This is a genomic window from Rhizobium jaguaris (assembly GCF_003627755.1).
In the GTDB taxonomy this organism is placed as follows: Bacteria; Pseudomonadota; Alphaproteobacteria; order Rhizobiales; family Rhizobiaceae; genus Rhizobium; species Rhizobium jaguaris.
In genome coordinates this window covers 1,295,862-1,314,474 of sequence record NZ_CP032695.1, presented here as the reverse complement: position 1 = coordinate 1,314,474, position 18,613 = coordinate 1,295,862, and the positions used below count along the sequence as shown (strand labels likewise).

Here is an 18,613-nt window from a genome sequence, read left to right as displayed (position 1 = left end):
TGGTTTACGAATTTGCGTCAGATCCGCATCTCGGAACACATGGTTGCTGATATGGAAACCTTCTCTGGCTCGATCGATGATGTGCGCGCCTTTTGCGCCGTTGTCGACTTTGCAACGCTGTCGGCGGCGGCTCGGCAGCTGAACGAGACGAAAGGCAGCATCAGTCGACGGATTTCGCGGCTTGAAAAGGCTGTTGGCGTGCGGCTGCTTTCACGCTCCCCTCGCTCCGTCTCGTGTACTGCGGAGGGAGTGGAATTCTACGATAAGGCCATGCCTGCTTTGGCACTGCTCGATGACGCCGGAGCGAGTGTACGGAGGTCTCGGTCGATCGCGCGTGGGACCATCCGAATAACCGCACCCATTGATATTGCGATCGAGGTATTGCCGGAGATCATCACGTCGTTTCGGCAAGACTATCCGCAGATCGCCATTGAGGTTATCGCAACGGACGCGACACTGGATCCTGTCGCGCATCGCATTGATCTCGCACTTAGAGTGAGCTTGGCGCAAATGCCCGACATGCAGTTTCAGGCATTTCCAATCGCGGAAATGAGAGTCGGCATGTTCGCGGCACCATCCTATCTACGAGGGAGCGGTCCGATCGAGGTTCCGGCGGATATCGAGCGACACGCACTGGTTCTACCGAGGGAGCGGCCGGGCGTGACGCACCTCGTGCTCTCCAATGGCGCGCGAGAAGAGAAGGTTTCCTTGCGAGCCGATGTACGAGCAAGCGATTTCGCATGCGTGTTGAAACTCGCCGAGGCAGGGGCTGGAATCGCGCCTCTTCCCGAAATTGTCGTTGTCAATTCGCTGTCGGCTGGGAGGCTCGTCCGCGTCATGCCCGATTGGGGTTGGTCTGGCCTTACGCTCCACGCAATCAGCGCGCCCGGACGGCAGATGACCGCGCGCGCAAAGGCGTTTCGAGACTACATCAAAGCTCGGCTCTAGCGCACTCCGCTCTTTTTGGATTTTGCTTTCTCCAAAGGAGCGGCCGCCGCTCGAAAATCCTCCCAGGGGTCTGACCGAAGTGCCGCGAGCCGGGTGGGCGTATTATTGACCGTGAAATAGGCTGGCCCGATCGCCGGACTAAGTTCGTCCCAGGTCAGCGGCATCGAGACCGCAGCCCCCGGACGCGCTCGCGTCGAATAGGGCGCGACAGCCGTTGAGCCGCGCTGATTGCGCAGGTAGTCGATCAGGATTTTGCCTTGCCGCTTCGACTTGGTGATGGTGGAAACATAGCGCTCGGGGCTGTCCGCGGCCATCTGGTCGGCAATGGATTTCGTGAAAGCTTTGACGGCGGGCCATTCGGCTGTTGGCTTCAATGGCGATACGACATGCAGGCCCTTGCCGCCTGATGTCTTGACGAAGGCTTCGAGGCCGGCCGACCTCATGCGATCTCGCGTTTCCTCCGCCGCTTCGATCACTCGCTCCCAAGGTACGTTGGGTCCGGGGTCAAGATCCATGATGATGGTCTCGGGATGCTCCCAATCGGCGACCGTGACGCCCCAGGGGTGAAGCTCCAGCGATCCTGCCTGCACGAGACCGAGCAAGCCATCGAGATCGTCGATGCTGATCAGCGGAGTGTCGTCCTCGTCCTTGGGATCATGGATGAGGACAATGCTCTCGTTCAGGCCTTTCCACGCATGCTTTTGGAAGAAGTGCTGGCCGCTGATGCCATCGGGGCAACGCAGCAGTGCCAATGGCCGCTGGACGACGAAGGGCGCCATATATGTCCAGACATCGGTGTAGTAATCGGCGAGACCTTCCTTGGTAACGCCTTCGTCTGGCCAGTAGATACGGTCAGCATGCGTGAGAATGACGGTCCGCTTTGGCAGTTCGGGTTCCGCACGCGCGTCGATGGAGGTCTCTCGAACAACCTCGTTCGCCGACTTGTCCTCGCGCAGACCGCGAAATGCGGCGTGCCGCAGCAGGTTATCCCCTGTCCATGTGCGGAACTCGATTTCCGCAACCAGTTCCGGACGCACAAAACGGACGCCACGTGCTTCATCCGCGCTGAGACGTTGATCGAGCGGGTTTTTATCGACCCGCATGGCTTCAAGTCGTGAATAAAGATCCTCCGCAACCTTGTTGGTAAATCCCGTGCCGACGCGGCCGACATATTGCAGCCTGCCCTTGTCGAAAATGCCGAGCACGAGAGAACCGATCGCCTTGCGCGCCGTCGACGACGGCACATAACCCGCGATCACGAATTCCTGCCGGAAGGAACCCTTCGATTTCAGCCAGCCTCTGCCGCGGCCGGAGCGATAAGGCTCATCGGCTTGCTTCGAAACGATGCCTTCCAGACCCAGACGGCGGGCATGCTCCAGCAGCAGATCGCCATCGACATCGAAATCAATGCTGAAGCGGATCTTGCCGGTCCCCGAAGGTATGATTTTCTCCAGCATCTTTTTTCTCTCGATCAGAGGGGCTGCGCGCAGATCATATCCGTCGAGATAGAGGAGATCGAAGGCGTAGAACACGAAACGATCGCTCCTGCCGTCGCGAAGATCGGCCTGAAGGGCTGCGAAATCCGGCGCGCCGGACGCGGTCTCGACCACCAGTTCGCCATCCACAAGCGCCGTCTTGAGCGGAAGAGCGGCGAATTCAGTAAGAAGTTCTTTCCCGAACTTGTCTGACCAGTCGAGACCGGTGCGTGTCAGCAATCTGACGCGGCCGTCCTCGATGCGGGCCTGCAGGCGATAGCCGTCGAACTTGATTTCATGAAGCCATTGCTTGCCACTCGGCGGCTTGTTCGTCAGCATCGCCAATGTCGGCTCGACGAAATCGGGCAAGGCCGACTTCCTGGCCTTCATCACGGACGAGGGATCGACCACAATTTTCGTTGCGGACCGCTGGGGTTTCTTGATCCTGCCCGTCTTCGAAGACCAACCGGGCTCTTCTCCCTCGAGCTCCTCGATCAGCCGGCCGGTCTTCACCGATTCCGGCCGCTCCTCGAGAATGTCATCCGCACCCTCGGGCCGGGCCGCCTCGTCGTCGACTTTGATGAGCAGCCAATTATCTTTCGTTTCCCGAGCGCGTCTGGCCATGCGAACCAAATGCCAGCGGCCGTGGAGCTTCTCCCCGTGCAGTTCGAGCTCGATGTGGCCCTTTTCTAAGCCTTTGTGCGGATCGCCATCCGGCTCCCAGGTGCCGCGATCCCAGATGATCACCGAGCCGCCGCCATATTCGCCTTTCGGAATAGTGCCTTCGAAATCGCCGTAGGCGAGCGGGTGATCCTCGACCTGGACTGCCAGGCGCTTGTCCCCCGGAACCAGGCTCGGCCCCCTTGCAACCGCCCAGCTCTTCAAGACGCCGTCAAGCTCCAGGCGAAAATCATAGTGCAGACGGCGGGCCGCGTGTTTCTGGATGACGAAACTGTTGTGCGCCGCCGTCTTGCGTTTGCGCCCCCTGGGTTCGGATGTCTTGGAAAAATCCCGCTTTTCGCGATAGGTCTCGAGCACCATGGATCAGCCAGCCTTTCGCGGCCGCGAGGCATTGGACGCCGCGCGTTTCGGTGCCCGCTTCTTTTCTCCAGTGACGCCGGCGCTTTGGCGAAGCGCCTCCATGAGATCGACGACTTTTTCCGGCTTGCGCTCCTTGCGGACGGTAATTTTGCGGCCTTCGATCTTTGCCTTGATCAGTTCGGTGAGTGCGGCCTCATAGCGATCATCAAAGGCCTGCGCGTCGAACGTGCCGCTTTTCGTGGCGATAATATGCTTTGCCAGATCGAGCATTTCACCCTTGATCTTGATGTCGGGCACATCCTCGAAAGCCTTGTCGGCGGAGCGGACCTCATAATCGTAATTCAGCGTCGTCGCGATCAGGCCCTTGTCGTAGGGTCGGATCAACAGGGTGCGCAGGCGCCGGAAAAGGACGGTGCGCGCGATGGCCGCAGCCTTCTTTTTCTGCATGCCGGCCCGGATCAGCACAAACGCCTCTTCGCTGCCCCGATCGCTCGGCGCGAGATAATAGGGCTTGTCGAAGTAAACGTCGTCGATATCAGCGTATGCGACGAATGCCTGGAGATGGAGGGTCTTGTCGCTTCCGGGGACAACGGCGGCGACTTCGTCAGGCTCAAAGATCACATAGTCATCCTTGCCGACTTCATAGCCTTTGACCTGATCCTCGCGCCCTACGGCTTTCCCGGTGCTGCTGTCGATGAATTCACGCCGGACTCGATTGCCCGTCGCGCGGTTGATGGTGTGAAAAGACACACGCTCTGATGTCGACGTGGCGGTATAAAGCGCCACCGGGCACGTCACCAGACCGAATTGCAAATAGCCCTTCCATTGCGCACGCGGGGACATCGACACATCTCCGATGTGAAGCCAACAGAATTGAACGATATTTCCCAAGCTTTGTTCCGGAGTGCCAGCCAGTTTTTCGCGTTATAAAGTAAATGCCACCACAGCTCATGATGCCACGAACAAATGGCCGGCGATCCAGTTACGGTCACTGAAGCGACGATTCTGCTTGCACCTCTAGTGGCTAGAGGGAGTAGTCCTGTTTGGCGATCGAGAGAAACAGCCATGACGCATACCCACGATCATGATCATTCCGCCCATACCGCCGGCCACGGCCACGATCATGGCCAATTTGGGCATGCGCACGTGCCGCAGAACTTCGGCAAGGCCTTCGCGCTCGGCATCGCCCTCAACGCCGCCTTCGTGGTCATCGAGGTCCTCTACGGCGTGCTCGCCCATTCTGTCGCCTTGATTGCCGACGCGGGCCATAATCTGTCGGACGCGCTCGGACTTGCCGTCGCCTGGGCGGCAGTCGTCCTCGCAAGGAGGAAGCCGACGAACCGCTTCACATACGGGCTTGGTGGAACATCGATCCTTGCCGCTCTGTTCAATGCCGTCTTCCTGCTCGTCGTGACAGGTGGTTTGACGTGGGAGGCGATACGGCGCTTCGCGGAACCGCAGCCGGCCGCAGGCGGTACCGTGATGATCGTTGCCGCATGCGGCATCGTACTGAACGGCTTCTGTGCCTGGTTATTCGCTTCCGGACGGAAAGGAGACCTCAACGTTCGCGGAGCCTATCTGCACATGGCAGCCGACGCTCTCGTGTCCCTGGGCGTGGTCGTCGGCGGCCTGATCATCCTGGTAACCGGTTGGATATGGGTCGATCCTCTCATGACTCTGGTCATCAGCGTCGTGATTGTCCACGGCACCTGGAGCCTACTCACGGGAGCGATTACCATGTCATTGGGTGCTGTTCCGGCAAACGTGGACCTCGGCAAGTTGCGCGCTTTCCTGCACGAGCTGCCGGGCGTCGCCGACGTCCACGATCTGCATGTATGGTCTTTGAGCACGACCGAGACTGCCATGACCTGCCATCTCGTACTGCCGGACGGCCATCCCGGCGACGAGTTCATCGATCACGTCGCGGACGAGATAAACGCTCGCTTCGAGATCGGACACGCGACACTGCAGATAGAAAAGGCACCGTCGCCAGAACATATATCCAAGGCGTGTTGAGTGACGTTCGGCTTGTCCGGCCGCGTCGAGTACCGAAACCCGATATTGTTCCCAACTCACCCGGAGGTGAAGCCATGATCGACATCCCTTATCGCAGCGCGCTCATCATTGGTGTCGGGCCAGGTATCAGCGGATCCCTGACACGGCTCCTGCGCGCAGCCGAAATTCCGGTCGTGATCGCTGCCCGGCATGTCGACAAGCTGACACCGCTGGTCGATCAGACGGGTGCCATCGCATTGCCGGTCGACGCCAGCGACGCCGGCCAGATCGAACGGCTCTTTGCCGAGACCGATGCGCGGATCGGCGCGCCGGAGATCGTCCTCTACAATGCCAGCGGTCGCCTTCGCGGCCCCATCGCCGAGCTGGACCCCTCCCAGGTCGAGCAGGCCGTCGCCGTCTCGGCGCTGGGCGCCTTCTATACGGTGCAGCAGGCGGCCAAGCGCATGGTGCCGGCAGGCAAAGGCGCGATCCTCCTGACCGGAGCCACCGCGGGGATCAAGGGTTTTGCCCTCTCCGCGCCCTTCGCCATGGGCAAGTTCGCATTGCGGGGCCTGGCGCAGAGCGCTGCGCGCGAGCTGGCACCGCAGGGCATCCATGTGGCCCATGTCGTGGTCGACGGCGGTGTGCGCGCCGAACATCGCCCTGACCCGCCGGATCGGCCGGACAGCACACTCGACCCCGATGCCATAGCGCAATGCTATATCGACCTGCTGCGGCAGCACCGCAGCGCCTGGTCCTCGGAACTGGAAGTCAGGCCCTGGGTCGAGAAATTTTGACGGACGGCATGCAAGCCACCGCCATTAGATGTGCAGGCGGTCATCCAGCCAGACCCGGAAACCACCACGGAAGGCGTTGTCGTTATTGCCGCGTCGGCACTTTGACGGCAGTTCCTTCAGCCGTTCGACGTTGCCGCCGCCGATGACGATATAGTCCGGCAGCAGGGCCTTGCCCAAGCGCTCGGCAACGTCGAATACCGATTTTCGCCATTTGCCCTTGCCACGACGTTCCAGGCCGCGTTCGCCGACATAATCCTCGAAGGTCGCCTTCCGGTAGGGCATGTGCGCCAATTCCAGGGGCATGCAAACGTTCTCGGCGATCATGGCCGAGCCGAGGCCGGTGCCAAGACCGAGGAAGAGCATGCGGCCCGCGTCGTAGCTGCCGATCGCCTGCATCAACGCGTCGTTGACCATCCGCACGGGCCGGCCGAGGGCCGATTCGAAATCGAAATCCTTCCATCCCGGCCCAAGGTTGAATGGATCGGCAGCGGCGCGATGTGCGACCACAGGTCCAGGGTATCCCATGGCGACAACGTCATAGTGCCAGTCGGCCGTGAGATCGCGCAGTGCCGCCACCATCTTGGCCGCCGTCATCTGGTCCCCTGATGCGACCGCACGCCGCTCCGTGCCGCTGCTGAGTTCCACCTTGACATGTGACCCGCCGATATCCACGGCGAGCACGGTGCGGCTGGCCGGCGCGGCGTGCGTCTTCGGCTTGCCATGGTGGCGTGTTTGCTCCGCTGCCGGTGCTTCAGTTATGTCAGCCATGCTTTACGCTCCTCTCAGGGCCGTGCCCTCAATCGTTCCCACGCTCCATCGGGCGCAACATTAGCATTGGCTGTCAAGTCCAGGCGTATTGCGGATCGCTTAAATTCAATCCAGGATGGCTCACCGAAGAGGAGCGCATACTAAGCGGAGGATCGACACTTGGCCTTTCCGACACTGCCACCCGGTTCCATAGTCCCGCCTGGTGCCCCCGGCATCGAGCCTCGCTGGACTTCAAGTGACAAGAGCGCGGTCGGCACCGCCGTCAGCACGGCAAGCAACGTTTGGTTCACGGCGAGCCATGGCATCCTCAACGAGATCTACGCGCCGCGGCTCGATATGGCCTGCGTTCGCGATTTCGGTTTCATTGTGACGGCTGACGGCTATTTTTCCGAAGAAAAGCGCGACGCCGATCATCGCGTGCAGGCGATCGAAGACGGCGTCCCGGCGTTCCGCCTCGTCAATACCGCCCGCGACGGTCGCTATCGCATCACCAAAACCATCCTTTCGGACCCGGAGCGTGAGGTGGTGCTGCAGGACGTCCGCTTCCAGGCGCTCATCGGTGATCTCTCCGATTACCGGCTGCATACCCTCATGGCGCCGCATCTCGTCAACGGCGGCGCCGATAACACCGGCTGGCACGGCGATTTCAAAGGCAGGCCGATGCTTTTTGCCGAGGGTTCCGGGCGGGCGCTCGCGGTCGCAGCCTCTGTGCCCTGGCTTGCGCGTTCTGTCGGCTATGTCGGCTTCTCCGACGGTTGGCAGACGCTGTCGCGCGGCGAAGGGCTGAAGGAGGAGTACCGCTATGCCGCGTCCGGCAATGTCGCGCTGTCGGGGACGCTCGACATTGAGGCGAACGAAGGGCGCGCGCTGATCGCCATCGGCTTCGGAACCCAGCCCGAGGAGGCTGCCTTCCGTGCCGTCCTCAGCCTGGAACAGGGCCTCAAGCCGGCGCTCAAGCACTATCGTAGCGGCTGGCGGGAGTGGCAGGCCAGCCTGCTTGCCCTGGATGAGCCGCATGACCCCAGCCAGCTCAACCGCTACCGCGTCAGCACCGGCGTGCTCGCCACCCACCGGGATGATGCATCCGGCGCCATCATTGCCAGCCTTTCGATCCCGTGGGGCTTCAACAAGGGCGACGATGATCTCGGCGGCTATCATTTGGTTTGGACGCGTGATCTGGTGGAAACGGCCGGCGCGCTGCTTGCCGCAGGCGCCAAGACTGACGCGCGCTCCGTGCTTGACTATCTCTCGGCTATCCAAGAGGCGGATGGCCATTGGGTACAGAATGCCTGGCTCGACGGCCGACCCTATTGGCACGGCATCCAGATGGACGAGACGGCCTTTCCCATCCTGCTCTATGATATGTTGCTCCGCGCAGGCGCGATCGACGCGTCGGAGAGCGACCGATACCTGCCGATGATGGAGGCCGCCGCGGCCTATATCGTCAGAAACGGTCCCGCCACCCAGCAGGATCGCTGGGAGGAGGATGCCGGCTACTCGCCGTTCACGCTCGCCGTCGAGATCGCCGGCTTGCTCGCGGCGGCCGATGCGGTGGAATCCGCCGGTCGGCTGGCGACGGCGCAATATCTGCGCGAGGTGGCCGACGGCTGGAACGAGCGCATAGAGGAATGGACCTATGCCACCGATACCGAACTGTCGCGCGGTCTCGGCATCGACGGCTATTACGTGCGCATCGCCTCGGCCACGGACAGCAGCTCGTCGCTCGGGCGCGACTTCATCCCAATCCGCAATCGCGACGACGGGAATGAAGTCGTGGAGGCAGACCTGCTTATCAGTCCCGATGCCTTGGCGCTGGTGCGGTTCGGCCTCAGGGCCGCCGACGATCCGCGCATCCTCGGCACCGTCGCGGCGATCGATGCGGAATTGCGGCGCGACCTTCCCGCCGGACCCTATTGGTACCGCTACAATGACGACGGCTACGGCGAGCGCATCGGCGGCGCGCCCTTTGCCGGCAGCGGTGTCGGAAGGCTCTGGCCGCTCTTGACCGGCGAGCGCGCTCACTATGAACTTGCCGCCGGGCGACCGGACGAGGCGCGGCGCCTGTTGGCGGCGCTGGAAGCCTCTGCAAGCGAGGGCGGACTCCTGCCCGAGCAGATATGGGACAGCGACGACGTACCGGAACGCGAGCTTTTTCTCGGCCGCCCCTCCGGCAGCGCCATGCCCTTGGTCTGGGCTCATGCGGAACACATCAAGCTGCTGCGCTCGATCCGCGACGGCGTGATTTTCGATATGCCGCCCCAGACCTTTGCCCGCTACGTGGGCGCAAAGCCGGCACCCGCGCCCTTCGCCTGGCGCCCGACCAACAAGCGCGCCCAAATGCCGGCAGGCCGCGCCCTGCGCATCGAACTGCCCGAGCCTGCCCTGGTGCACTGGTCTACCGACGGATGGGCAAGCTTCACCGACAGCCAGTGCCGTGATACGGACTTCGGCACTCACATCTGTGACCTGCCGACGAAGACGCTCGGCCCGGGCACGATCGTCTTCACGATCTTCTGGACGGATACACAGCGGTGGGAAGACGCGGATTTCAAAATCGAAGTGGTTTGAGACCGATCCCACGTCCCGATCCGCGGCGATAAGGGCATTTTATCGCCGGCTTGACTGTTACCATCCATTATGAGAACATATAGTGAACATATGGAGGTATCCATGACGAAATCGGAACAAGTCATAGAGCGCGCCATGGCCTTTGTAGCGGTCTCGAAGGCGCTTCGGGAACGCGAACAAGAACGGCGCGCTGCCTGGAAGCGTCGCGTCGACATCGGCCGGCCTTTACCCCCGTTACCGCGCGGCTTGCAGCTTTCCCTCAAGTTGGATCGATGGGACGCCACCGATAAGAACTGAAAGCCGCGTCGACGGCGATCGGGGATATCGAAGCCGTTTTCGCGATGCGTTTGCGGATGGCGAGAATTTGCGGTCTAAGCTGCTTTTGAAAAAGCGGTGACATGACGAGGCAAGTTGGGATCGCTCAGGGAACCGCGACCGTGCCATGGCGTTTTCTCTCGGGAGGAAAAACCATGGCAAAATATGATCCGACGTCGCCCCCGGTGCCCGCGCCGGAAGCGGGGCTGCCAAATCCCATTCAGCCGCCCTCGGCGAATCCGCCCGAGCTGGACAGGGAAAATCTAGGGAATGACGCTGACGCAGAAGATGGCGATGAGGCCGCCTATGAGCGTGGAGCGGAAGCTGGAAACAGGGAGGCTGCGGACAATAAAAATCCCTATCCCGAAGGTAGCAGTCGCGCCAAGGCATTCGAGCACGGCTATCTGGATGCGCAAAAGATAAGGCGCGACGACAAACCGCCGCGTTGACGTCATATGCGACAAACGACCTTCATCGACACGGCAGACTTCAAACGGCCTGCCGTGAGCATCCGCAGCGTACCGATAGTGATAGTTGAAGCGTCTTGGCATTGAGGCACCTTGATTGCGTTCTGCCTATGGCGTCACATCTCGACGCGCCGCCGCAGTCTGACGAGCCGCGGGAACGTTTGCCATTAAGCATGGATTTGTGATGTCTATTCCGCGGGCCGGTCCGCAAAGTGGGAAATGGCAAACGCGGCTACTTTTTCGTTCGACTTGCGCGCATCGTCAATCCAGAACGGGAAGATCTGCCACTGATGGATCATGCCCGGCCAAACTTCCGCCTTCACGTGGACTCCTGCCTTGCGCGCCTTGTCTTCGAGCCGGAGAGTATCGTCGAGCAGCGTCTCCCGCGAACCAACCTGCAAGAGTAGCGGTGGAAAGCCGGTCATATCGGCGTAAAGCGGCGATCGCTCGGGATCGTCCGGAGATTTGTCGCCAAGATAGACGTTGCGGATGGCCTCCAGCTCGGCCTTGCCCATAAACGGATCGTTCTCGGCGTTTGTGGTGATGGACGCGCCTGTTGCGGCGAAATCGGTCACCGGGCTCATCGCGACCACGGCCGCCGGCAAAGGTCCGTTGATCCGCAGCTGGTTAAGCGTAACTTCAATTGCCAGGGTTCCGCCTACGGATTCTCCAGCGATCACCACGTTCTCAGGCCTGTATCCTTCAGCCAGAAGCCAACGATATGCCGCCAGAGCGTCATCGATCTGGGCTGGAAACGGATGTTCCGGCAACAGGCGATAATCGACCAGCAGGACATCGGCCGACGCGGCTTTCGCGAGGGAGCCCGCAATATTCCGGTGCGTCCTCAGCGAGCCGCTGTAGTAGCCGCCTCCATGCAGATAGAGGATCGCGCGCCGGCCGATCGGATGGTGCAACCGCGCGGGCCATATCAGGTCAGCCTCGACACCGTTGGCATTGACATGACGGATCTGGACACGCTTCGGATCCGGCGTAGACGCCATAAGCTTTTCGAAGGCGGCGCGCCGCTGGCGAAGGCTCTGGGCGCCGTCATAGTTCTGACGCAGCGTTCCGATGAGTTTTTCGATCTGGCTATTCGGGGCTTTCGCTTGCGAAGCCGCATCAAGTGCAAAAACAGCTGACGCCGGCGAAAAGGCTATGGCAACCGTTGCGATCAAAATCGTCGAAAAAAAGCGCATGAAGCGAAATGACCAAAATTCGTTCATACGATTAGCCTTTCTACCGCAGAAACCAGACGCAACATTGTCTTCCCACGGTCGCAGAAATGATGATTGAGTCAAGCGTGGTCAGCACGATAGGAGACGCCGTCATCGGGCCTCTTGGGCGACGACTGGAGTCTCTCCAGCTGAGACCGAGGCGAACGCCTGGTGTCAGCTATAGTGCACGCCTTCATACAGCACATACCCTACAGGATGGTGTGTGAAGTGAAGGACCGGCAGTACCGGGTTGCTGTTGTCTTCAGTGGGATAGGCTGAAGCGATGGAAATATACTCTCCCTGCAGCTCGATGGGTTCGCCTGCTTTCAGATCGGGGATCTCATGGTCGAGCCCCTCATTGTCGCCAAAACGCACGGCAATGAAGACTGTCTGGCCACTGATATCAGCGTCGCCGCCATCAAACTTCAGGACCGTTTCGATCTTCACCGTGAAATGCTGGTGGTTTGCACCGTGGTGGTTCTCAGGGGCCTCGAACACATGCGCTATCTCTCCTTGCACCCGAGCCAAAGGCGCTCCGAGAGAATGCGAAAACCGATGGTGGGGAAGTATCTTATTTGCCCGATTACTCATCTCAACCTCGATAAATGCATAAGCCAAACCAACTATCGGACTACTTTATTATCTCCAATCGATTGCACTCAGGTGACATGGTCACTTGTTGTACACATCGACAGCCGGCATCGTTCACGGAATCCTGTTGGCACGCGCTATTGAAGCCTATGACTTCATATCGCTTTGAATGGATCTACGGTCACCCGGACGTGGCGGTGCTCCGGCCTATCTGTGCGGCGCGATTTGATCGCCGGCCTCGACGTTGCCCGCCCTCGCCGTTCTTTGTTCTCCATCAGACCAAGGTCCTGCCTGTGACCGGACCTAAGTCCCGAAGGCTAGGCTATTGGTCCCGAGCCCATGGATTTGTCCCAGAAGTTGCAGCAGAGTTGCGCAGCACACGGAACACTGCGAAAGCGCCCGTCGCTTTTCAAGAAGGCATGCGGAGGAAATGAATGAGCTTAGGCAAAGTCCCCAAGAACGGAATCGTCGTTCTGGCGACGGCCCGATCATGGCCAAGTGGTGTCTGCATCACCACCGCGAGAGCTTCATCTAAAAACATCTCGAATAGATCTGCGATACCAACCGACACCGCATCTTCTCGACTCGCTCGTTTTGGACTGGTTGCCGCGGGCGTTGCCAACAGTAATATAAAGGGCATCTAATGATCGTCGGTACCTCTCCCACCGCATGCCAGCGTGCCGCGAATGCCGATTCACCCCTCCTGCTGTGTTTCCAGAACTTTCTCGATATCTCGATTGCCTATGGCGAAGACTTCGCAAACGAGGTCCTCGACCGCCTTTGCGCTCGGGCCGCCGCTCTTCTCAGGAGCCGAGGGGTCTCTGTCCTGGTGCGCGGCAGCGACCGGTTTCTTGTGGCGGATGGGGCTCAACCCGGGATGTCTTCCGGTGGGTACGTTTGGGCCGAAACGCTGCTGTTGATGCTTGGCCGCGAACCTTTGGTCGTGGATGGTGTTGCCGTTCTGGTGGCTTTGTCTGTGGTTGCCGGCGGCGCAAGTGCAGTCAGCGCATTCAAGCCTGCCCCTTATGGCCGAATTGTCGGCGATCGCTACAAAGAACTGATGGCCCAGGCTGTCGACGTTTACGAGGCAATCGCGGTAGGCAGGCTGGTTCTGGCGAGGCAGGCCATTCGCGCCACGGATGACAGCGAGCTGTTCTACGATGAATGTCTGGCGCGAATCGTTGCGCCGACGGGCGGGCAGAAACTAATCGCCCCCGCACGGTTTTTGCCCGCCATCGAACAACTCGGGCTATCCCGCCTGTTCGACCGTGCCGTCGTTCAGGAGACGATTTCGGCCCTGCGTCGGTCACCGTCCGTGCGTCTCGGCTGCAACATCTCGGCGCAGAGCGCGGTTGACGACGAATATTGGACCTCTCTTTTTGGCATCCTAACAGCTGAACCCCAGCTTGCGGCGCGGCTGGTCATCGAAGTGACCGAGACCGCAACTCTGCCTGATGTCGACGCAGCCCGCTTGTTCTTCCTCCGGCTGCAGGCGCTCGGCTGCATGGTGGCGATTGACGATTTCGGAGCAGGATTCACCTCCATCCATCAGGCGAGGACGCTACAGCCGGACATTATCAAGATCGATGGCCGTTTCCTCAAGGAGGCGGTCGGCTGCCCTTTCGGGCGCGAGTTCTTGTCGAGGCTGGTTGCTTTGGCATCGCAGCTTGCCCCGCAGGTGGTAATCGAAGGCGCCGAAGACGAGGAATCCATGCTGGCGGCATATGCGGGCGGCGCCCATTGGGTGCAGGGGTACTGCATCTGTAGGCCGTCCCACCCAAGGCACCTTGTTGCCGTTGACGACAGGATCGCCTCAGTATTGCCCGCCGGTATGCTGCCCACAAAGAGCCCCGGTCCCGTTCAAGGCAGCGTTGGTACATGGATCGTTCAGGGGTCTGAGTTAGCCGTGCGTTGTAGGGAGTGAAATGTCAAAGAATTTCACCGGTTGGGCAGTCGACAGAGCAGAAGCTATTGTGGCCAATCAGGGATTAGATTTGTTGCGTTCGACCGATCCCAACTCTCGTTGGACCACAGATGAGTGCGTCGTTCGACTCACAATTGCTATCTTGGAAGCGCTGATTGATGCCCAGAATTCTGAACGCCGGCTGTTCCCGATCCCACACTGAGCTGATTCTGCTTTGTCCGCGCCTGGCTCTGTAGAGTTCACCGTCCCGGTCGAGGTCGAACACGTAGAGGAAGCCCGTCCAGGTTGAGTGACTTTGACCTCAGCGACGGCATCCCGCGACGTTGCGAGATAGTCGGCCCCTGCGCCCTCAACCTGAAAGCGGGACACTTCAGCGTGTTCGGTAGAGAACTAGTTCTCTGTCAGAGGAGTTGCTTCAGCGACTGGAACCCGGGACTTGAAACCATCGGTTAACCACCCGTCCCTACCCTCGCATCCAGTGAGTCCACTGTGGAACCACGCCTTCGCCTCACGCACGGCGATGGCGCTCAATATGCGAAGGACACTTGGATGGTTGACGATGCGGCGAGGATTTCACGCTCTGCGGAAGAGCAGATGCTGGATGACCATTACTGCGAATATCCCGGATGTGTGAGTTTGGGCAGGCTCCGTTACGACGTCGAACAGGGAACCCAGTGGTTCTGTTTGGAACACAAATGGAACGACTATCGACTCGGTAGAGCCCGACGCTCGTTCTTCGACGATGAGGCTTTAGGAATAGATGCCATCATGATCGAACCACCCGCCGCTGTCCGCGTAGGACGATGAAAGGGAACAGCTCTTGCTGCCCCCTTCGCCGTGGTTCAATTAATGTATCGAAAGGCTCGCCGCCGGATAAGGATGCCGCAGACGGAACTGCGATATCATCGTCATCGCCTGCTGTAGCAGAATATTCGCAGCGTCGAGTTCGTCAGTGGCTAGATCGTCGGCAGAGCCGCTAATAGCCAAAGCGAGATTGCGAGAGTTCTCGGCATAAGTACCCTGCCCTTCCAGGGAAGCTTCCTTGGAAGTTTCTTCCAGCGTATCCACGACCGCCGACAATATTTCCTGCCGCTCTTCGATCGTCATTTCGTTGATAGATTTGAATGCAACCATAATTCATCTCCTCAGAAGGAGAGAAACGCTTGTTTCCCGTTGTCAACTATCTGGCGATGACTGCCTTCGACTACAACGGCCTTCCAATGCAATTAACGCATGGCACCCATCTGCTTTGCTCAATACGAGCGCCGGCAGGCAAAATGAGCAACTGCTCCCCGGCCCATCGGGGCCGACAAACGCACTCAAATGGCCGAATGACGGGTTGAGATAAGATCCAGCAATGGCTATCTGGTGCCAACTCAAGCAAGCCGCTTCGCGAACAACAAGGTACATGCCGGCATGATCCCAGATTTCCTCGTGACCCATTCCGGTGGCTTTCATGCCGACGAGCTGCTGTCCAGCGTCATTCTGACCAGGCTTTTCCCGCAGGCACGTCTCATCCGCAGCAGGGAGACGGAATGGGTCACGCCCGGGATAGACCGCATCATCTATGATGTGGGCGGTGCATATGACGCTGCAACGCGGATTTTCGATCACCATCAGCGCGGCGCGCCGTTGCGCGAGGATGGCCAGCCGTACAGTTCGTTCGGTTTGATCTGGAAGCACTATGGCCGCGATTATCTTGCCGCGTCAGGGCTTCCCGCGGCTCATGTCGAGGCCGTACATGCCTCTTTCGATGCCAGCTTCGTCCTGCCGGTCGATCTCGTGGACAATGGTGTGCTTGATCCCTCTATTGCCGGGTCACTGGCGGGCCTGACGCTACCGGCTCTGCTGGAAACATTGAAACCCGTTTTCGATGAGGCCGATCCTCGGGCAGAAGATCGTGGGTTCCAGAACGCTCTCGCCATCGCGCGTAGTTTCGTCGAGGCGAAGATAGCCCAAAGCGCCGCAAAATTTCGGGCCGAGGCGGTTGTGCGTCAGGCAATCGAGGACGCTGGCCAGCGGCGAATTCTTGAACTCCCAATGGGAATGCCCTTTCGCCCCGCTATCGTTAAGGCTGGCGCTGATCATCTGCTGTTTGTCGTTCACCCGCGCGCAAAGGATTGGTGCGTGACCGGCATTCGCCGCGCCGACGATGGGTTTGAGCTGCGGGCGGACCTGCCTGCACCGTGGGCAGGCCTGACCAATGGTGATTTGGAGGCGGCTTGCGGCATTGATGGAGCAAGCTTCTGCCACAATGGCCGCTTCATCGCCGCCGCCAAGACCCGCGAGGCCGCTCTCGCTATGGCCGAGCTGGCGGTAAGGGAGGCCGTCTCCACAGGGTTGAAATCAGTCGTCGACTCCGGCCTTGCTTCGCCTGCAAATATCGCCGCCGGCTAGTTGGGGATGTGCCGCCGCTCTAAACGCCTGCATCATCGTCGAATATCCAACGATATGCCGTCTCCTTAAGATGCAGATTGGGGATGGCTCCCGCTTTTTGCGCATGTCGATAAGCGTGCTGCGCAACGTCGAACGACGTTACCCACATGATGGAACTCAGCAGCATCGCAATGATGTAAGCTTTAGCAGTCATCGAAGCATCGTCCTTGGCAAAATCCTGCACCCAATATTTAGCAACGCTGACACCTGGCTGAACCAAAGTAAGTGCCGCGGCGGCCTTGGGATCGCTTATAGCAGGTTTTGCGACGTTCGCCTAAACCGGATCACGTGAAGATGCAATCAGGCGGGCGATGATGACCTCGCGCGCCGTCCGTGAACCGGCAAGACGCCGCTTCGTTCTCGCGATGACATCGGCTGTCGCCTCTTCCGGTGTGCCAGAATGGAACGGCGGTGCCGGCGCATATTCCAGCGAAAGCTGAACCGTCTCTGCTTCCTCCTGGCCAAAAAGGGCCGCAACGACGGCGAGCCCGAAATCGATGCCAGCCGTCACACCGCCGGCGGTGATAAGATTGCCGTCCCGAACGATACGGCCTGCGGTCGGAATGGCACCGAAACTTGCGAGGAAATCGTGAGCATTCCAGTGCGTCGTCGCCCTCCTGCCCTTGAGCAGACCGGCAGCGCCCAGGACAAGGGAGCCGGTGCAGACGGAGGTAATGAAACGTGCCTGCGCCGCCATTGAGCGAATGAAGGACAGCACGGCCTCGTCTTCAAGCAGCGCATTGATACCGCCGCCGCCAGGCACACAAATGACATCGAGCTGAGGGCAATCGTCGAATGTTACCGTCGGCTGAAGCACCAGTTTCGTTGCGGAAATGACCGGCCGAGTGTCTTTCCAGATCAGATGAACCTCCGCGCCCTCAGTCGAGGCGAAGATCTCGTAAGGTGCTGTGAGATCGAGTTGCTGAATGCCAGGAAAGACGAGCAGGCCGAAGCGGATGGTCATGCTGCATCTCCAATGGTTGACTTCGGTGAGTTTACGCGATCACTATCTGGCGTATTTGCCAAAGTCCCCTCATTTTGAGCCAACCATGCGCCGCATTGAGATCGTAGCCTTCGAAAACGCCCAACTGCTCGACATAACGGGTCCGCTGCAGGTCTTTACCAGCGCCAACGAGGCGGCGCTCGCCGCCGGTCAGCCTAGGCCCTATGAGGCGATCGCGGTTGCGACGAGCGGGCAAACGGGAACGACATCGGGTCTGACGCTTGCGACGGCGTTGCTGCCCCATGACGATGAGCCGATCGATACTTTGATTGTCGCCGGTGGCATCGGCGTCAATAAAGCGTGTGAAGATGCCGCTCTAGTCGACTGGATCCGCCGGCGTTCAGCCAGGGCGCGGCGAACCGCTTCGGTCTGCAGTGGTGCCTTTCTTCTTGCCCAAGCCGGGCTTTTGGAGGGGCGGCGCGCGGTGACGCATTGGCACCGGTGCAACGAGTTTTCCAAACGCTTCCCAGATGTCCAATTGGAACCCGATCCGATCTTTGTCCAGGACGGCAACATATGGACCTCGGCAGGCGTCACGGCCGGTATCGATCTGGCACTGGCGCTGGTGGAGGCGGATCTCGGCCGAAAATTGGCGCTCACCGTCGCCCGCGAACTCGTCGTCTTCCTGAAGCGACCGGGCGGTCAGGCACAGTTCAGCACAATGCTCGCACTGCAGGAAAGCGGCGATCGTTTCGACGGGCTGCATGGGTGGATCCTCGATAATCTGCGCGGCGATCTGTCGCTGCCGGCGCTTGCCGAGCAGGCCAATATGAGCGCGCGCAGCTTTTCGCGGCACTATCGCCAAGCAACCGGCCGCACGCCTGCCAGGGTTATTGAGGATATCCGCGTGGAGGCGGTGCGGCGCCTCCTGGAGCAGGGCTTTTCCATTCGCCAGGCACGTATCCGCTCCGGCTTCGGTTCGGACGAGACCATGCGACGGAGTTTCCTCAAAACATTCGGAACGACCCCGCAGGCCTTTCGCGATCATTTCGGATAGCAGTCGGCAGGGACGCGAGCACGCTGAGTGCATGATATTTCTCGTTCCGCAAATCGTGACAGCCCAACGTGACT

The 18,613-nt window shown here is 60.0% G+C and carries 19 protein-coding genes; 11 read left to right on the top strand and 8 right to left on the bottom strand.

Annotated elements, in window-relative coordinates; translation table 11 throughout:
* Positions 1 to 39: 39 nt before the first annotated feature.
* Positions 40 to 948 (top strand): LysR family transcriptional regulator, encoded by a 909-nt coding sequence (locus tag CCGE525_RS28390; RefSeq protein WP_120708669.1) that lies wholly within the window; start codon positions 40 to 42, stop codon positions 946 to 948.
* Here CCGE525_RS28390 and ligD read toward each other — a convergent pair.
* A complete protein-coding gene (gene ligD, locus CCGE525_RS28385; protein WP_120707581.1) occupies positions 945 to 3,464 on the bottom strand; it encodes a DNA ligase D in 2,520 nt (839 codons plus the stop codon). The genes CCGE525_RS28390 and ligD overlap by 4 nt on opposite strands.
* A 3-nt stretch (positions 3,465 to 3,467) precedes the next feature.
* Positions 3,468 to 4,313, bottom strand: coding sequence for a non-homologous end joining protein Ku (ku, locus tag CCGE525_RS28380; RefSeq protein ID WP_205587486.1), 846 nt, complete (start codon positions 4,311 to 4,313; stop codon positions 3,468 to 3,470).
* Positions 4,314 to 4,529: 216 nt separating this feature from the next.
* Between ku and CCGE525_RS28375 the strand changes: the two genes are divergently transcribed.
* On the top strand, positions 4,530 to 5,480 hold the full coding sequence (locus CCGE525_RS28375; protein ID WP_120707579.1) for a cation diffusion facilitator family transporter: 951 nt from the start codon (positions 4,530 to 4,532) through the stop codon (positions 5,478 to 5,480).
* 74 nt (positions 5,481 to 5,554) lie between these two features.
* The gene (locus tag CCGE525_RS28370) at positions 5,555 to 6,256 is read left to right on the top strand and encodes an SDR family NAD(P)-dependent oxidoreductase (protein ID WP_120707578.1); all 702 of its coding nucleotides are present in this window, start codon (positions 5,555 to 5,557) and stop codon (positions 6,254 to 6,256) included.
* 24 nt (positions 6,257 to 6,280) lie between these two features.
* Here CCGE525_RS28370 and CCGE525_RS28365 read toward each other — a convergent pair whose 3' ends face one another.
* A complete protein-coding gene (locus CCGE525_RS28365) occupies positions 6,281 to 7,024 on the bottom strand; it encodes an ROK family protein (RefSeq protein WP_120707577.1) in 744 nt (247 codons plus the stop codon).
* 159 nt (positions 7,025 to 7,183) lie between these two features.
* Between CCGE525_RS28365 and CCGE525_RS28360 the strand changes: the two genes are divergently transcribed.
* From CCGE525_RS28360 to CCGE525_RS28350, 3 genes are all read left to right on the top strand, one after another.
* Positions 7,184 to 9,592, top strand: a complete 2,409-nt coding sequence (locus CCGE525_RS28360) for a glucan 1,4-alpha-glucosidase (RefSeq protein WP_120707576.1) — start codon at positions 7,184 to 7,186, stop codon at positions 9,590 to 9,592.
* Between the two features lie 102 nt (positions 9,593 to 9,694).
* The gene (locus CCGE525_RS28355; RefSeq protein ID WP_120707575.1) at positions 9,695 to 9,889 is read left to right on the top strand and encodes a hypothetical protein; all 195 of its coding nucleotides are present in this window, start codon (positions 9,695 to 9,697) and stop codon (positions 9,887 to 9,889) included.
* Between the two features lie 173 nt (positions 9,890 to 10,062).
* Positions 10,063 to 10,356: an Sf3a2-prov protein gene (locus CCGE525_RS28350; protein ID WP_120707574.1), complete on the top strand. Its 294-nt coding sequence runs from the start codon at positions 10,063 to 10,065 to the stop codon at positions 10,354 to 10,356.
* 206 nt (positions 10,357 to 10,562) lie between these two features.
* Here the strand turns inward: CCGE525_RS28350 and CCGE525_RS28345 are convergent, their stop codons facing one another.
* Positions 10,563 to 11,549 (bottom strand): alpha/beta hydrolase, encoded by a 987-nt coding sequence (locus CCGE525_RS28345; protein WP_245472330.1) that lies wholly within the window; start codon positions 11,547 to 11,549, stop codon positions 10,563 to 10,565.
* On the opposite strand from CCGE525_RS28345, the gene CCGE525_RS39195 reads away from it, so the two are divergent.
* Entirely contained in the window at positions 11,446 to 11,667 is a 222-nt protein-coding gene (locus tag CCGE525_RS39195) for a hypothetical protein (RefSeq protein WP_245472376.1), read from the top strand. The genes CCGE525_RS28345 and CCGE525_RS39195 overlap by 104 nt on opposite strands.
* 95 nt (positions 11,668 to 11,762) lie before the next feature.
* Here the strand turns inward: CCGE525_RS39195 and CCGE525_RS28340 are convergent, their stop codons facing one another.
* Positions 11,763 to 12,086, bottom strand: a complete 324-nt coding sequence (locus tag CCGE525_RS28340; RefSeq protein ID WP_245472196.1) for a hypothetical protein — start codon at positions 12,084 to 12,086, stop codon at positions 11,763 to 11,765.
* Positions 12,087 to 12,822: 736 nt separating this feature from the next.
* Between CCGE525_RS28340 and CCGE525_RS28335 the strand changes: the two genes are divergently transcribed.
* Positions 12,823 to 14,103 carry an EAL domain-containing protein gene (locus CCGE525_RS28335; RefSeq protein ID WP_120707573.1) on the top strand — a complete coding sequence of 427 codons (1,281 nt, stop codon included), beginning with the start codon at positions 12,823 to 12,825 and terminating at the stop codon, positions 14,101 to 14,103.
* A gap of 549 nt (positions 14,104 to 14,652) precedes the next feature.
* Complete coding sequence (locus tag CCGE525_RS28330; protein ID WP_120707572.1) at positions 14,653 to 14,910, top strand: hypothetical protein; 258 nt, start codon at positions 14,653 to 14,655, stop codon at positions 14,908 to 14,910.
* A gap of 39 nt (positions 14,911 to 14,949) precedes the next feature.
* On the opposite strand, the gene CCGE525_RS28325 is transcribed toward CCGE525_RS28330, so the two are convergent.
* Positions 14,950 to 15,237, bottom strand: coding sequence for a hypothetical protein (locus CCGE525_RS28325; RefSeq protein WP_120707571.1), 288 nt, complete (start codon positions 15,235 to 15,237; stop codon positions 14,950 to 14,952).
* 282 nt (positions 15,238 to 15,519) lie between these two features.
* On the opposite strand from CCGE525_RS28325, the gene CCGE525_RS28320 reads away from it, so the two are divergent.
* Positions 15,520 to 16,500: an MYG1 family protein gene (locus CCGE525_RS28320; protein ID WP_120708666.1), complete on the top strand. Its 981-nt coding sequence runs from the start codon at positions 15,520 to 15,522 to the stop codon at positions 16,498 to 16,500.
* Positions 16,501 to 16,519: 19 nt separating this feature from the next.
* Here CCGE525_RS28320 and CCGE525_RS28315 read toward each other — a convergent pair whose 3' ends face one another.
* The gene (locus CCGE525_RS28315; RefSeq protein WP_162950258.1) at positions 16,520 to 16,759 is read right to left on the bottom strand and encodes a hypothetical protein; all 240 of its coding nucleotides are present in this window, start codon (positions 16,757 to 16,759) and stop codon (positions 16,520 to 16,522) included.
* Between the two features lie 54 nt (positions 16,760 to 16,813).
* Positions 16,814 to 17,503, bottom strand: coding sequence for a DJ-1/PfpI family protein (locus tag CCGE525_RS28310; RefSeq protein ID WP_120707569.1), 690 nt, complete (start codon positions 17,501 to 17,503; stop codon positions 16,814 to 16,816).
* Positions 17,504 to 17,588: 85 nt separating this feature from the next.
* Here CCGE525_RS28310 and CCGE525_RS28305 point away from each other — a divergent pair, with 85 nt between their 5' ends.
* Positions 17,589 to 18,539: a GlxA family transcriptional regulator gene (locus CCGE525_RS28305; RefSeq protein ID WP_120708665.1), complete on the top strand. Its 951-nt coding sequence runs from the start codon at positions 17,589 to 17,591 to the stop codon at positions 18,537 to 18,539.
* The last annotated feature ends 74 nt before the right edge of the window (positions 18,540 to 18,613 follow it).

What these genes read in the sequence shown, in the direction of transcription:
- CCGE525_RS28390 (WP_120708669.1), top strand. Translation starts at nt 40, where the DNA reads ATGGTTGCTGATATGGAAACCTTCTCTGGCTCGATCGATGATGTGCGC.
- ligD (WP_120707581.1), bottom strand. Translation starts at nt 3,464, where the DNA reads ATGGTGCTCGAGACCTATCGCGAAAAGCGGGATTTTTCCAAGACATCC.
- CCGE525_RS28375 (WP_120707579.1), top strand. Translation starts at nt 4,530, where the DNA reads ATGACGCATACCCACGATCATGATCATTCCGCCCATACCGCCGGCCAC.
- CCGE525_RS28370 (WP_120707578.1), top strand. Translation starts at nt 5,555, where the DNA reads ATGATCGACATCCCTTATCGCAGCGCGCTCATCATTGGTGTCGGGCCA.
- CCGE525_RS28365 (WP_120707577.1), bottom strand. Translation starts at nt 7,024, where the DNA reads ATGGCTGACATAACTGAAGCACCGGCAGCGGAGCAAACACGCCACCAT.
- CCGE525_RS28355 (WP_120707575.1), top strand. Translation starts at nt 9,695, where the DNA reads ATGACGAAATCGGAACAAGTCATAGAGCGCGCCATGGCCTTTGTAGCG.
- CCGE525_RS28350 (WP_120707574.1), top strand. Translation starts at nt 10,063, where the DNA reads ATGGCAAAATATGATCCGACGTCGCCCCCGGTGCCCGCGCCGGAAGCG.
- CCGE525_RS39195 (WP_245472376.1), top strand. Translation starts at nt 11,446, where the DNA reads ATGAGTTTTTCGATCTGGCTATTCGGGGCTTTCGCTTGCGAAGCCGCA.
- CCGE525_RS28335 (WP_120707573.1), top strand. Translation starts at nt 12,823, where the DNA reads ATGATCGTCGGTACCTCTCCCACCGCATGCCAGCGTGCCGCGAATGCC.
- CCGE525_RS28330 (WP_120707572.1), top strand. Translation starts at nt 14,653, where the DNA reads ATGGTTGACGATGCGGCGAGGATTTCACGCTCTGCGGAAGAGCAGATG.
- CCGE525_RS28325 (WP_120707571.1), bottom strand. Translation starts at nt 15,237, where the DNA reads ATGGTTGCATTCAAATCTATCAACGAAATGACGATCGAAGAGCGGCAG.
- CCGE525_RS28320 (WP_120708666.1), top strand. Translation starts at nt 15,520, where the DNA reads ATGATCCCAGATTTCCTCGTGACCCATTCCGGTGGCTTTCATGCCGAC.
- CCGE525_RS28310 (WP_120707569.1), bottom strand. Translation starts at nt 17,503, where the DNA reads ATGACCATCCGCTTCGGCCTGCTCGTCTTTCCTGGCATTCAGCAACTC.
- CCGE525_RS28305 (WP_120708665.1), top strand. Translation starts at nt 17,589, where the DNA reads ATGCGCCGCATTGAGATCGTAGCCTTCGAAAACGCCCAACTGCTCGAC.